This is a genomic window from Streptomyces bicolor (assembly GCF_000719285.1).
GTDB lineage: Bacteria > Actinomycetota > Actinomycetes > Streptomycetales > Streptomycetaceae > Streptomyces > Streptomyces bicolor.
Window position 1 is genome coordinate 106,675 of the sequence record NZ_JOFS01000013.1, and the last position, 13,047, is coordinate 119,721.

The following is a 13,047-nucleotide window of genomic DNA, read 5'->3' on the forward strand; positions in this document are numbered from 1 at the left end:
CTCTCAGGCGTGCGCGGCGGGGGCCTTGGGGCGCACGCGCGGGGGTGTGGGACGGGGGTCCATGGGGGTGAACGGCGAGACGAAGATCGTCTCCGGATCCGTCTCGGCGAACCCGGCGGCGCGGGCCAGGCCGAACTGGAACCCCTGGATGCTCCCCGGGGCGTTCTCGGCGCGGATCCGCTCCCGCAGATGGGCGACGAGCACGGCGTAGCCGGTGGTCTCGGTCATCGCGTCGATGCCCGCGTTCATCGGCCCCAGCAGTTCGGTGCAGATGTCGAAGACGGCCTTCTCCGGCCGCCGCGTCGGGAACCACAGGATCTGGTGGACCTTGCGGCCCTCGATCACGTCGACCGTGCGCCACTCGGACGTCGAGCCGGAGGTGTCCTGCGTGCGGTAGAAGAAGTGGTAGTCGTACGTCGCCGGATTGGGCGCGAAGAAGCGCCAGTTGGGCAGGAGGGAGAACCTGTCCCTGGCCTCCAGCCGGTTGAAGGCGGTGTTGGGGTGCTGGATCGCCACGGTTCCGAGCAGCAGCGCGGTGCCGGCGAGACGAGCCGCCGCCCCCGGGCCGCGGAACGCCTCCACGAGGAACCTCTTCATGCGGTCTGTTCCTTCCTCTCCACGGTGTCCGCCGGTTCGGCCGTGCGGGTCAGGAAGTCCAGGAGGAGACGGCCGACCTCCACGCCGTACCGGCCGTCGGTCAGCAGGGAGTCGTGGTCGGCCCCTTCCAGCACGACGGTCTCGACCGTGCGCCCGGCACCGCGGTGCGCGTCGGCGATCTCGTGATGCATGAGCAGGTGCTCGGGATCCTTGTCGACGGTTCGCTGCGCCGAGACCACCAGGGCGTCGCTGCCCACGGGTGCCAGGTCGCCCGCATGGGCGCGGAACTCCCGTTCCACGGCCTTCCATTCACGGTGCCCGGCCTCCCACATCCGGGCGTCCGCGTACTGGTCGAAGACCCGCTTGCGGAACATGACGGGGAGGGCCTCCAGCCACCCGGGGCGGGCCAGCAGGACGCCCGCGCCGCATCGCAGGGACCACACCATGAGGGAGAGGGACGCACCCAGCGGCTTCGCCGACGCGCTCTGCTGCTGCGACCGGTTCAGCTCACCCGGGTGGGAGGAGTCCAGGTAGACCACCGCCCGCACCCGCCCGCCGAGTTCGGCGGCCGCGCGCCGCGCCAGTTCGCCGCCCAGGGAGTGGCCGACCAGCACCACGTCACGGTCCGCCGGGACGGCGGCGCCGACCAGGTCGACCAGGTCGTCCACCGCTTCGGCGAGACGGTAGGGAGCCGTGCTCCGGTACCGGCTGCCCGCGTACCCGGCCCGGGCGTAGGTCAGGAAGCCGAACCGGCCGTCCTCGCGGATCCTGTTGGTGATCCAGCCGAAGTGCTCGGAGGTCGAGAGCATGCCGGTGGCGAACACCAGGACGGGCAAGCCCGGATCGCCCTGGTTCATCTCGTACTGGAGCTCGTTGCCGTGCCGGGTGGTCGCGCGAAGGGAACGCGGCCAGCCCTCCATCGCCCGCAGCCGCCGGTGCGCGGCGACGGCTCCGGCCGCGGACACGGCCGACGCGAACACCACGGCGGCGGTCTTCAGGACGCGGTCGTCGCGGCCGGCGACGAGCGGATGGCTCTTCGGCGCCGAGGTGTAGGCGATCGCCGGGTGCATCGCGACGAACGCGCTGACGAAGCGGCCGAGCCCCATGACGAAGCCGTTCGCCAGGTGGAAACCGGCCGCAGCGCTGATCACCGGCTTCGCGAGCCGGCCACCGGCGAGGTAGGCGACCGGGAACAGGCACTCGAGGGCGAGCACCCCGTGGGTGAGGTACCTCGCGGCTCGGGGGTACTTCTGCGTGAGCGCGTACGTCGGCCCGTGCCCGTACGTACGGGTGCGCATGATGCCGCCCAGGGCGGTGCCGTCCCGCCAGGACGTGCCGAGCAGCTTGGCCCAGCCGGCGACGACGTAGGAGAGGTTGCCCTGGAGCGCGACGTACCACATCAGGGCGTCCTGCGTGGCCGGGGAGCGGGACAGCCGGGCGGCGCCCATGGCGGTCTGCACCAGCGTCGAGACCTGGTCCGAGCCGTCGGTGCCGTAGCGGTGCCGGGGGTACAGGGCGAGGGCCGTCGCACCGAGGAAGAGGCTGCCGGCGCCGCGCAGCCGGCTGTCGCCGGGCAGCAGCATGCCGGTGCTCACGGCCACCCGGGCCAGGTGCAGGGCGGTGGTGGTCCGTTCGCCGCTGACGAGGTCCAGCAGCTTCCGGGTGACGGGGGAGGAGTCGACGTGGGCCTGGCGGGCCACGGACCAGTCGTTGAATCCTCCCCTGCGGATCTGCCTGCGCTGGGAGAGGTACTCCAGGGAGGAGGTGAGGGCCGTCGCGGCGGCCAGCCGCTCCGAGGTGCCCAGCGCGCGACTCCGGGACACGGGTATCGGCCCGAGGAACGCCGAGGCGATCTTTCTGGCAATGCTCACAGGGTGGCCTCCGGTACCACGAGCGGTGGAGAGGGGGAAACGGGTGGGCGCGCGAGCCGCCTCGCCGGGCCGGACCTGTGGTCCGGCCCGGCGAGGGTCACCCTGGTGACCACCGGTCAACGGGGCGGCTCACCAGGGTCGTTCTTCGAGTTCCGGCTCAGCGCCGTGCCGTGTAGACGAGGGCCGTGGCCACGGCGACACGGGCGGCCATGATGAGGGTGGGAGTGGCGAGAACCGGCTCCTGGCGGCTGAAGACCACGCCCTCCTCGTCGTCGATGGCGACGCTGCGGAGCTCGGCCTGCTTGTTCAGTTGGGTGGCTACGTCCACGGATATCTCCTGTGAGTCGAATATGGATGTTCGTGAGAACGTCGTGCAGTACGTCGCCGTCTGCACGGTGAATGCGTGAAATCGGGATCAGCGCATTCACGTCTGACGGTGCCGGCCTACCGGCCCTGCTTTTCCCGGTCGGCCATACGGGCCAGCACGGTGGCGCGCTTTTCGTCGAAGCGGTTCGCCTGTGTGTCCACCGCCTCCAGATGGCGGCCGAGTTCGTCCTGGAATCGCCGGCCCTCGGCACCGAGTCCATAGCGGTTGAGCACGTTCAGATGGCGCAGTACCGGCTGGAGCACCTCGTCGTGGTGGATCCGGATGTTGTAGATGTCTCCCACGGCCATGCGTGCCGCGGCCCGGGCGAATCCCGGAATGCCGGCTCCCGGCATGGCGAAGGACGACACCACGTTGTTGATCGCTCGCATGGTTTCGTCCGGCGCGAGATCCAGCGCCGCAGCCAGGACGTTGCGGTAGAAGACCATGTGCAGGTTCTCGTCCATGGCGACCCGGGCGAGCAGCCGCTCGCAGACCGGGTCGCCCGACACCCGGCCGGTGTTGCGGTGCGAGATCCTGGTGGCCAGCTCCTGGAAGGCGACGTAGGCGACGTTCTCCAGCACTCCGACGTCGTTGCTGGGCGGGGCGGTGGACATGTGCGCCATCCGGGCCCGCTCCAGGTCGACCGGGTCGATGGCGCGGGAGGTGAGCAGGTAGTCGCGGATCACCACCGAGTGCCGGGCCTCCTCGGCGGTCCACCGGTGCACCCAGGTGCCCCAGGCGCCGTCCGCTCCGAAGAGCGTCGCGAACTGGTGGTGGTACGTCGGAAGGTTGTCCTCGGTCAGCAGGTTCACCTTGAGGGCGATGGCGGTCAGTTCGCCGACCGGGGACTGCTCCGGGGACCACGGCTCACCGCCGGGCAGGCTGTCGAAATCACGGCCGCGGCTCCACGGAACATACTCGTGCGGAAACCATTCCCGGGTTGCCGAAAGGTGCCGGTTGAGCTCCTTCTCGACGACCTCCTGAAGCTCCCATAAGATGCGGGAATCCCCTGCGGAATCAACGGAATTCATCGGTGACCGGTCTCATTCCTGACATGTGCTGAACGGATTCATCTGGCCCGGTGCACTCGAACGTTAGGCAGGTCGGCGCGCAAACGGCAAGCCGTCTCCCGGTCTTCGGCGACAAATCATAGAAAGGTTGGCGACGGGTAGTTCCAAAGGTGACGCCGGAGTCATGCGTGCGATGGATCCGGGGATTATGGGGCTTTCGATGGAATGGGGCGGAAGAAAACAGGAAGCCCTGAGGAGTGACATGGCCGCAGAACCGGAAAAGAGCCGCGCCGGCACCGCGAAGGCGGGTCCCCCCGCCATCGACCTGCCGCGCTCACGGCTGCTGCTCGTGGGCTGTGGAGCGTTCGGTGTCACGGCGCTGCCGAGCTGGGCGGTGCTGATGAGGATGTGGTACGGCTGGCACATCCGGGCCTGTCTCACCCATGCCGCGTCCCAGTTGGTGTCCTCCCAGGCCCTGGCCGCCGCCACGCAGGCGCCGGTCGAGGGCCCTGACTGGGACACCGCCCGCGGGGTGACACCGCACCAGGAACTGGCGGAGTGGGCCGACCTCGTGATCGTCGCTCCGGCCACCACCAACTTCGTCGCCAAGTGTGCGCTCGGCATGCCGGACAGCCTCGCGCTGAGCGCCGTACTGGCCACGCGGGCGCCTGTGGTGCTGGCGCCCAGCATCCCGGAAGGCGCCTTCGAGCGGCCGTCCGTGCGGCGCAACCTGAGCCGGCTGGCGGAGGACGGCTTCCATGTGGCCCCCATGCAGCCGGGCGTCTCCGTCCACAAGGCGAAGGTCGGGGTGGCCGCCGGAATGCCGGACATCAACACCACGCTGCGTTTCGCGGCCGCCGTCCTGCGGCCCGAGGCGCCGGAGGGCGCGGACCCGTCCGTATCCGCCTAGGGCCTGTCCGGCGGATCAGGCCGGCTGCACGAAACGGCATCTCATCAGCGCAGATGGGCGTGCCAGGCCCCGCGACGCCGGCATGATCCGCCGGACAGGCCCTGCACCGGGACGAGGACTGGTGTGGACCGTGCAGAGGACGCCGGGCTCCGAGTCGATGGTCGGTCGGCTCGGAGCCCGGCGTCCAGGACACCCGCGCCCCGCCGGCCCCTTGCCGCGGGGCGCCGTCGGTGGTGGTCCGCAGAGGTACTCGTGCCGCCGGGTGATCGACAGGGGGTGTCAGCGCTGCGCGGCATGGACCGCAGGGTGACCGCCTCACCGGCCCCGGTCCGCGGGTGCCTGCCGCGCAGACGCCCGCGGACCGGACCGCGGCAACCTCCGCGGGTTCAGCCGGACTTGTGCCGCTGGACGAAGGCGACGAGCGCCCCGACGGTGTGCAGCTGCGTGAACTCCTCGTCGGGGATGGCCACACCGAAGCGGTCCTCGATGGACACGCCGAACTCCACCATCAGCAGGGAGTCGACGTCGAGGTCGTCACGGAAGCGGGCCTCGGGCGTGATGTCCTCGGCGGGGATCTCGGCTATCTCCACGAGAAGGTCGGCGACGGCACCGAACAGCTCCTGGTCGAGGGCATCGGCGGACTGAGTGGTCATGTTTGTTCCCATCTTTTCGTGCGTCGGTTTGGGCGCTGAGGGTTGTGCGGGGTGGTCAACTGGCCCGCTGTCTCACCCAGCTGTCACGAACGCTGAGTGCCGCCTCCACCCGGCTGCGCAGGCCGAGCTTCCCCAGGACGCGGCTGACATGCGTCTTGACCGTGTTCTCGGACACGGTCAAGAGGGCGGCGATCTCAAGATTGGAGAGGCCCTGGCTCACGTAGGCGAGTACCTGTTGCTCGCGTGGGGTCAGCACGCGGGCGAACCGGTCGTCCAACGTCACCAGTTCCTCGGGCCCCAGGCTGGTCGCGGCGTTCACCAGGGCCCTGATGACGGTGGGATCCATGAAGCCCAGTCCGTCGGCGATGAGCCGGATGACGTGGATCAGCTGCTGTGCGTCGGTGTCCATCGGCAGGAAGCCGACGGCACCGGCGCTCAGCGACTGCAGGATCGCGCCGTCCACCTGGTTCGGTGTCAGCACCAGGACGTCGGTGGTGCCGGGGTCGGCGATGGCTCTGATCACGTCCGGACTGCCGAGTCCCAGCCGGCCGCCGTCGATGATGGTGAGGTCCGGTCGCAGACGTTGAGTGAGTTGCACTGCCTGACTGCCCGAGGAGGCCTCGGCGACGACGCTTATGTCGTCGTCGCTGTGCAGGATCCGGACAATGCCGGCTCTTGCGAGTCCTTCGGTGTGTGCCACCAGTATGCGAATGGTCATGTACTGAACTAACCCCCGAGTCGAAGGCACACCGTGAGCTCCCATGTGGGGTAGAGGGGTCCGGTGTGCCCATCTCTGATCATCACAACATGATCTTTCGGTGAAGGAATCCTCCTTTCGGGTGACCCGGAATGTAAACCTAAGAACTAGCCGACTTCACTGGCTGGAATGACGCGCTCGGACCCTCCTGAACTGCAGGCTATGTCTGCCTGGAAAACGGAGGCACCGGAACGCGGTTTCTGCCGCACAACCCGGGTTATGCGTCATGGACCTGTCAGGAGGCCAAGTGATCGAGCAGCGCCAGCTGTACGGCTGGGCAGACCTCGTCTTCTATGAGACGCCTGCTCAATGGGCTGCTGACCAGGGCCGATTCCCCGCGGCCGACCGCGAGGCGCCGGTCGGGTGGTCCCGCACCGGGCAGGACGTCTGGGTGTCCCTCAAACCGGACGGCGCCGAGCTTCCCGCGCAGGGCTGGAAAATTCACATCTCCGCGGTGACGGCCGACGCCGAGCGAATAGTGGACGTGGCATGGTCCTATTGTGTCGAGCGAGAAATACCCTTCAAATTCCTGCGCGACCGGCACCTGTTTCGGATGTACAACTCGAAGTACATGCCGCGGCAGGCGAGCGGGAAACTCGTCACCATTTACCCTGCCGACGACAAACAGCTCGAGCGCACGCTCGAGGAGCTGGCGTCATTGCTCCAGGGCACCTCTGGACCTTACATCCTCAGTGATCTGCGATGGGGAGCAGGTCCGCTCCATGTCCGGTACGGGGGATTTCGCCAGCGTTTCTGTACCGATGCCAAGGGTGACCGGGTTCTCGCCATCGAGGACGCCGACGGAACGCTGGTACCGGACGAACGCCGCCCCGGGCACTACGCCCCACCGTGGGTGGAGATCCCCGACTTCCTGCGCCCTCATCTGGAGCGCCGCAGGTCCGGCGGAGGTGACTTCCCCTACCGGGTGCTGCGCGCCCTGCACTTCTCCAACGGCGGCGGTGTCTACCTCGCCGAGCGGCTGACGGACGGCCGGCAGGTCGTGCTCAAGGAGGCGCGCCCCGGGGCCGGCCTGGACATGTCCGGGCGGGACGCGGTCGAGCGGCTGGAGCGCGAGCGCTGGGCCCTCGAGCGACTGGCCAGCATACCCGGCATACCGCGGCTCTTCGACAGCTTCGAGGCCGACGGTCACCAGTTCCTCGCCATGGAGTACATGGCGGGCGACGTCCTCTGGCTGTGGCTGGCCACCTTCCACCCCATGGTCCACTTCGGCACCGGGCGGGCGGAGGAGACCGCGTACACGGCCAAGGCGGTGGACGTGGCCCAGCGCCTCGAAGCGCTCCTCGCCGCCGTCCACGAGCGAGGCGTGGTCTTCGGTGACCTGCACCCGGGCAACGTGCTGATCACACCGGACGGCGAGCTGTCCCTCATCGACTTCGAGGCCGCGTTCGAGGCGTCCGAGGACTCCGCCCGCCCGGCGCTCGGCGCCCAGGGCTTCGTGGCACCCCCCGGCGTCACCGGCACCGCTGTGGACCGCTACGCCCTCGCCATGCTCAGGCTGTGGCTGTTCCTGCCGGTCAACCGCCTCTTCCCGCTGTCGCGGACCAAGCTGGCGGAGACCATCGACACCGTCGAGCGACGCTTCGCCGACCTGCCGGACGGGTTCGTCGCCCGGCTCCGCGAGGACACCGCCGTACCCGCTGGTCCCGGCACCGTCCCGGCCGCCTCACCCCTGCCCGCCGCCCTGGTGCGACGCCGCAGCGAGCTGCTCGACGCACCGCTGGATGTGGATCTCGACGCGCCCGACCCGGACTGGGACGCCGTCGGCACCTCACTGACCGAGGCCATCCTGCTCAGCGCGACACCGGAGCGGACGGACCGCCTGTTCCCGGGCGACGTCCAGCAGTTCCTGCACGACGGACTCAACCTCGCGCACGGCGCCGCCGGAGTGCTGTGGGCCCTGCACGCCACCGGAGCAGGACGGTTCCCCGAGCACGAGCGCTGGCTCCTGGACGCCCTCGCCCGCGGGCCGGTCCTGCGGCGCGGCTTCTACAGCGGCCGGTACGGCATCGCCTACGTCCTGGACCAGCTCGGACATGCCGACGAGGCGGCCAAACTGCTCGCCGACGCCGGCGACCCCCCGCCCACCGTCGACGCCGGACTGTACGGCGGTACAGCCGGAGAGGGTCTGACCCACCTGTACTTCGCCGACCGGTACGACGACGCCGGCCACCGGGAACAGGCCCGGCTCCGCGCCGCGCGCATCGAGCGCCTGCTGAACGAGCCCGGGCACCCCGCGGCTCCCACGGCCGCCCGCGCGGGACTGATGCACGGCTGGTCCGGCTGCGCGCTGTTCCTGCAGCGCATGTACGAGGCCGACGGCGATCCGCGCCATCTCGACCTGGCCTTCCAGGCGCTGCACCGCGACCTGGACGTGTGCGTCACCCGGTCCAACGGCAGCGTGCAGGTGGCCGACCGCGGGATCCGCACGCTGGCGTACCTGGAGGTGGGCAGCGGCGGCATCGCCCTGGTGGCGGACGAACTGCTCGCCGCACGGCCCGACCCCGGCATCGAGGAGCTCCTGCCCGCCATCCGGCGTGCCTGCCAGACCGAGTATGTGGCCGAGCCGCACTTGCTCAACGGCCGCAGCGGGCTGATGGCGACCGCCGCACGGCTGGCCCACCGGGACCCCGGCACCGAGGCCCGGGACGCGGTGCGCCGCCACCTCAGGGCGCTCACCTGGCACAAGCTCGCCTACCGTGGCCGGCTCGCCTTCCCCGGCGACCAGTCGTACCGCCTCTCGATGGACCTGGCGACCGGGAACGCGGGAGTGCTCCTCGGCATCCGGGCCGCGGTGGACGGCACCGGCCCCTTCCTGCCCTTCTTCACTCCCCGCCCGGTGGCCGACGGGCCCGCGTAACGCGCCCCCGTCCGCCGACCGCCCCCAGACCTGCCGCGCCCGCCGGCTCGGCACCCATCGGCATGCGAAAGGAGGTGTGACATGACCGAGTCCGTTCTCGACCTTCAGGAGCTGGAGACCTCCGAGGAGGAGACCGCCCTGATGGCGGCCAGCGCGTCCAGCTGGAACTGCTGAGTCACCGCGGTGACCCACCGCAGGACCACGGCCCCCAGGAGGGAGGCGCAAGACCATGACCGAGCCCGTTCTCGACCTTCAGGAGCTGGACACCTCTGACGAGGAGACCGCCCTGATGGCGGCCAGCGTCACCAGCTGGGAGTGCTGAGGCCGGCCGGGCCGCGACGCCCGGCCACGGACCACCGAGACCGCATGAGGAGGTGTGTGACATGACCGAGTCGATTCTCGACCTTCAGGAGCTGGAGACCTCCGAGGAGGAGACCGCCCTGATGGCGGCCAGCGCGTCCAGCTGGAACTGCTGAACGGCAGCTCACTAGCAGGACCGCGTGGGATGGCGTGAGCCGGCTGCACTTCGGCTCACGCCATCCCGACAGGCGGGATACCCACCCCACCCGTCAGCATCCCCGTCACCCGGCCACGTACCACCAGGAACCAGGAAGCGACAGCCCCATGGCCACCACCAGGATCATCGATCCCCTCGCGCCTCACGCAAGCCTCGACGCCGAGGCGTACGCGGCGGCCGTGGCGCGGGTTCTGCGCGACCGGGGCGTGCGCTCCGGCGACCGGGTCCTGGTCAAGGCCGGCAACTCCGCCCTGTACCCGGCACTGCTGTTCGCGCTGATCCACCTCGACACCTCGGTCGTCCTCCTCGACGGCCAGCAGACCCACCGGGCCACGGAGCGATTCGCCGCCCTGGCCCGGGCCCGTTACGCCGTCCTCGACGGCGCGGACCCGGCACCCACGGGCGTCACCGCCCTGTCGACGGCGGACCTGGCGGCCGACGCCGCCGCACACCTGCCCGCCGCCCCCGCGACGGCGCTGTCGGACAGCCGCTGGCGGGCGCGCGACGACGCCCTCGTCCTGTGGTCCTCCGGTTCCACGGGCGAGCCCAAGGGCATCGTCAAGCCGGGCCGGGCCGTCCTGGAGAACCTGGAGCGCACCCGCCGCCTGATGGACTACGGGCCGCAGGACGTCTTCCTTCCGCTGCTGCCCTTCTCGCACCAGTACGGGCTGTCGCTGCTCCTGCTCGCCCGCATGGCCGGTGCCGATCTCCTGATCACCCCCTACACCCGTCTCGACCGGGCGCTTCGGCTCGGCGCCGAGCACGGGGCCACCGTCGTCGACGCCACCCCGGCCACCTACCTCAGCATGCTCAACCTCGACGACCGCCGGCCCGGGCTCCTCGCCGCACTGGACCGGGTCCGGCTGTGGTGCACCGGTGGCGCTCCGATGGACGGCGGCCTCGGGCGGCGCTTCGCGGCCACCGCCGGCGCGCCGCTGCTCGACGGCTACGGCAGCACGGAGGCCGGCAACGTCGCCTTCGCGACACCCGGCAACCCGGTCGGCTGCGGTCGGGTGCTGGACGGCATCGAGGTGCTCGTCACCGGCGAGGACGGCACCCCGCTGCCGCCCGGCGAGATCGGCGAGATCAGGCTCCGCACCCCCGATCTCATGGCCGGCTACATGACCACGGCCGCAGCCCTCGACCCGCCCGCGGCCGGGCCGTACCGGACCGGCGACCTCGGTCACCTGGACGCGGCCGGCAACCTCTTCGTCCTGGGCCGCGCATCCGCCGTCCACCGGCTCGGCCACACCTTGTACCCCGAGGTACTGGAGCACCGCGCCGCGGCCTGCGGGCGCCCCGTGAAGATCATCCCGCTGGAGGACGCGCGGCGCGGGCACGAGCTGGTCTTCGTCGTCGCGGATCCCACGGGCGGGGACGCCCGGCACTGGCGGGAACGGATCTGCGCCCTTCTCGCCCCCTTCGAACAGCCCAACCACCTCCTGGTGGTGGACAGCTTCCCCGTCACCCACCGCGGCAAGGTCGACGTGCCCGCCCTGACCGCCCGCGTCGTCGGAACCCTGGAACAGCGGATCCGGGTGCCGGCGGCCCGTCCGGACCGGAACGAACGAAATGGAAGGTCCCATGTCACGCAACGCTGAGGGTGTGCCGCGCCGGCGCGTCGTCGTCACCGGCGCAGGCGCCGTCACGGCGACCGGCTCCACCGTCGACGAGTACTGGTCGGCGCTGGTCGACGGACGCAGCGGCGTCGGGCCGATCACCGCATTCGACGCCTCGGACCTGCCCACGCGCATCGCCGCCGAAGTGACGGGCTTCGACCCCACCCGGTACATGACCGGGATCGCCGCCCGGCGCATGGACCGCTTCGCCTGGTTCGCCGTCGCCGCCACCACGGAGGCCATGGAGCAGTCCAAGCTCTCCGCGGAACACGGCCTCGGCCCCCGGATCGGCGCCCTCATCGGCTCCGGATACGGGGCGAACATCGCCGGCATCGACGCGGTCGACCGCCTGCGCGAGCGGGGCCCCCGCGGCGTGCCCACCGGCTACGCCATCGGCGGCTCCCCGGACAACCCCTCCGCCGAGATCGCCATGCGGTACGGCGTCGAGGGCCCGACCGGTGCCATCATCACCGCCTGTGCCACCGGCACCACGTGTGTCGGCGAGGCCGTGGACATGATCCGCTCGGGCCGGGTAGACGCCGTCATCGCCGGCGGCACCGACGACCCGATCACCCGCCTCGACGTCGCGGCCATGTCCAACGTGCGTGCCCTGTCGCGGCGCAACGACGAACCCGCCCGCGCCAGCCGCCCCTTCGACCGGGGCCGTGACGGATTCGTCTTCGGGGCCGGCGCGGGGATCGTCGTCGTGGAGGAGGCCGAGCACGCCGTCAGACGCGGCGCGCCGATCCTCGGCGAGATCATCGGCTACGGCGCCACCACCGACGCCTACCACGCCACCGCCCCGCACCCGGAGGGCCTCGGCGCCCAGCGCGCCCTGCGGATGGCGCTGGACGACGCGGGGATCGGGCCGGCGGACGTCGACTACATCAACGCCCACGGCACCGGCACCGCCCTCAACGACGCCACCGAGATAGCCGCCGTACGGGGCGTCTTCGGCGACCACGCCCCCCGCATCCCGATCAGCTCGCAGAAGTCGATGATCGGTCACCTCATCGGCGGGGCCGGCGCTGTGGAACTCATCGCGACGCTGCGCACCCTGGCCACCGGGATCGTGCCGCCCACCCTCAACTGCGACGACCCCGAGGACGCGGAGCTCAACTTCGTGCCCAACGAGGCGCAGCACCACGACGTACGCACGGCGCTGACGAACTCGTTCGGGTTCGGGGGCCACAACGCCGTACTCGCCGTGCGCCGCTGGGAGCCGTGATGCGCGGCGACCTCGTCTCGCTGGAGGCGTGCACCGACGACGACTTCCAGCTCATCGCGGACTGGTCCGCGAGCACGGTGAGCACCTACTCCTCCGGATCGCCGCAGTTCCTCTCCGCCGACCAGCTGCGCCAGGCGGTCCACCAGGGCGGCATGCGCTACCTGATGATCGCCACCCACGACGGCACCCGGGTCGGCGCGGTCAACTGGGGCCCCCTCGCCTACGAGGGCAGCTACACCATCGGCTCCGCGATCGGCGCCTCCGGAATGTGGACGCAGGGCTACGGAGCCGAGGCCAACGTCCTGCTGCTCAACTACCTGTTCCACGCGAAGAACGCGCACCGCGTCCAGCTCACCCTGGGACTGCACAACCGGCAGATGGTGCAGATCATCGCGCACGGCGGCTTCACCCTCGAAGGGGTCCTCAGGGATTACTTCTTCCTCGACGGCCGGTACTGGGACGCCGTCGTCTGCTCCCTGCTGCGCGACGAGTTCTACGCCCTGGCCCGGACCTCCGAACTGGGCCTCGCGGCCGACGTGGTGCCCGCCGGTGAGAAGGCCGAGGCACGGCGGCTGTTCCTGGAGCACCTCGACCGCACCGACGCCCGATACCTGCGCGACGTCCACGAACGCCGCTGAGC

13 protein-coding genes are annotated in these 13,047 nt (G+C 70.6%); 7 read left to right on the forward strand and 6 right to left on the reverse strand.

The window, feature by feature from the left end:
• Positions 1 to 3: 3 nt before the first annotated feature.
• The 4 genes from IF78_RS0119190 to IF78_RS0119205 form a co-directional block, all read right to left on the reverse strand.
• Positions 4 to 597: a hypothetical protein gene (locus tag IF78_RS0119190; RefSeq protein WP_031498384.1), complete on the reverse strand. Its 594-nt coding sequence runs from the start codon at positions 595 to 597 to the stop codon at positions 4 to 6.
• Positions 594 to 2,468 carry an alpha/beta fold hydrolase gene (locus tag IF78_RS0119195; RefSeq protein WP_051828002.1) on the reverse strand — a complete coding sequence of 625 codons (1,875 nt, stop codon included), beginning with the start codon at positions 2,466 to 2,468 and terminating at the stop codon, positions 594 to 596. The genes IF78_RS0119190 and IF78_RS0119195 overlap by 4 nt, the downstream gene beginning before the upstream one ends.
• Before the next feature lie 157 nt (positions 2,469 to 2,625).
• Complete coding sequence (locus tag IF78_RS48475) at positions 2,626 to 2,796, reverse strand: hypothetical protein (RefSeq protein ID WP_158751434.1); 171 nt, start codon at positions 2,794 to 2,796, stop codon at positions 2,626 to 2,628.
• A gap of 116 nt (positions 2,797 to 2,912) precedes the next feature.
• Positions 2,913 to 3,866 (reverse strand): acyl-ACP desaturase, encoded by a 954-nt coding sequence (locus IF78_RS0119205; RefSeq protein WP_031486380.1) that lies wholly within the window; start codon positions 3,864 to 3,866, stop codon positions 2,913 to 2,915.
• Positions 3,867 to 4,107: 241 nt separating this feature from the next.
• Between IF78_RS0119205 and IF78_RS0119210 the strand changes: the two genes are divergently transcribed.
• Complete coding sequence (locus IF78_RS0119210; protein ID WP_051828004.1) at positions 4,108 to 4,755, forward strand: flavoprotein; 648 nt, start codon at positions 4,108 to 4,110, stop codon at positions 4,753 to 4,755.
• A 386-nt stretch (positions 4,756 to 5,141) separates the two neighbouring features.
• Here IF78_RS0119210 and IF78_RS0119215 read toward each other — a convergent pair whose 3' ends face one another.
• Together IF78_RS0119215 and IF78_RS0119220 are read right to left on the reverse strand one after the other, a co-directional pair.
• The gene (locus IF78_RS0119215) at positions 5,142 to 5,408 is read right to left on the reverse strand and encodes an acyl carrier protein (RefSeq protein ID WP_031486378.1); all 267 of its coding nucleotides are present in this window, start codon (positions 5,406 to 5,408) and stop codon (positions 5,142 to 5,144) included.
• 55 nt (positions 5,409 to 5,463) lie between these two features.
• Positions 5,464 to 6,126: a LuxR C-terminal-related transcriptional regulator gene (locus IF78_RS0119220; protein WP_031486377.1), complete on the reverse strand. Its 663-nt coding sequence runs from the start codon at positions 6,124 to 6,126 to the stop codon at positions 5,464 to 5,466.
• 286 nt (positions 6,127 to 6,412) lie between these two features.
• Here IF78_RS0119220 and lanKC point away from each other — a divergent pair, with 286 nt between their 5' ends.
• The 6 genes from lanKC (at position 6,413) to IF78_RS0119255 (ending at position 13,045) form a co-directional block, all read left to right on the forward strand.
• Positions 6,413 to 9,043: a class III lanthionine synthetase LanKC gene (lanKC, locus tag IF78_RS0119225; RefSeq protein WP_051828006.1), complete on the forward strand. Its 2,631-nt coding sequence runs from the start codon at positions 6,413 to 6,415 to the stop codon at positions 9,041 to 9,043.
• Between the two features lie 81 nt (positions 9,044 to 9,124).
• Entirely contained in the window at positions 9,125 to 9,217 is a 93-nt protein-coding gene (locus IF78_RS49150; protein ID WP_197972667.1) for a class III lanthipeptide, read from the forward strand.
• Positions 9,218 to 9,426: 209 nt separating this feature from the next.
• Positions 9,427 to 9,519, forward strand: coding sequence for a class III lanthipeptide (locus tag IF78_RS49155; protein ID WP_199921444.1), 93 nt, complete (start codon positions 9,427 to 9,429; stop codon positions 9,517 to 9,519).
• Positions 9,520 to 9,667: 148 nt separating this feature from the next.
• Positions 9,668 to 11,161, forward strand: coding sequence for a class I adenylate-forming enzyme family protein (locus IF78_RS0119245; RefSeq protein ID WP_051828007.1), 1,494 nt, complete (start codon positions 9,668 to 9,670; stop codon positions 11,159 to 11,161).
• Positions 11,145 to 12,407, forward strand: a complete 1,263-nt coding sequence (gene fabF / locus IF78_RS0119250; RefSeq protein WP_031498392.1) for a beta-ketoacyl-ACP synthase II — start codon at positions 11,145 to 11,147, stop codon at positions 12,405 to 12,407. The genes IF78_RS0119245 and fabF overlap by 17 nt, the downstream gene beginning before the upstream one ends.
• Positions 12,407 to 13,045, forward strand: a complete 639-nt coding sequence (locus IF78_RS0119255; protein ID WP_051828012.1) for a GNAT family N-acetyltransferase — start codon at positions 12,407 to 12,409, stop codon at positions 13,043 to 13,045. Before fabF ends, IF78_RS0119255 begins: the two co-directional genes overlap by 1 nt.
• Positions 13,046 to 13,047: the final 2 nt, after the last annotated feature.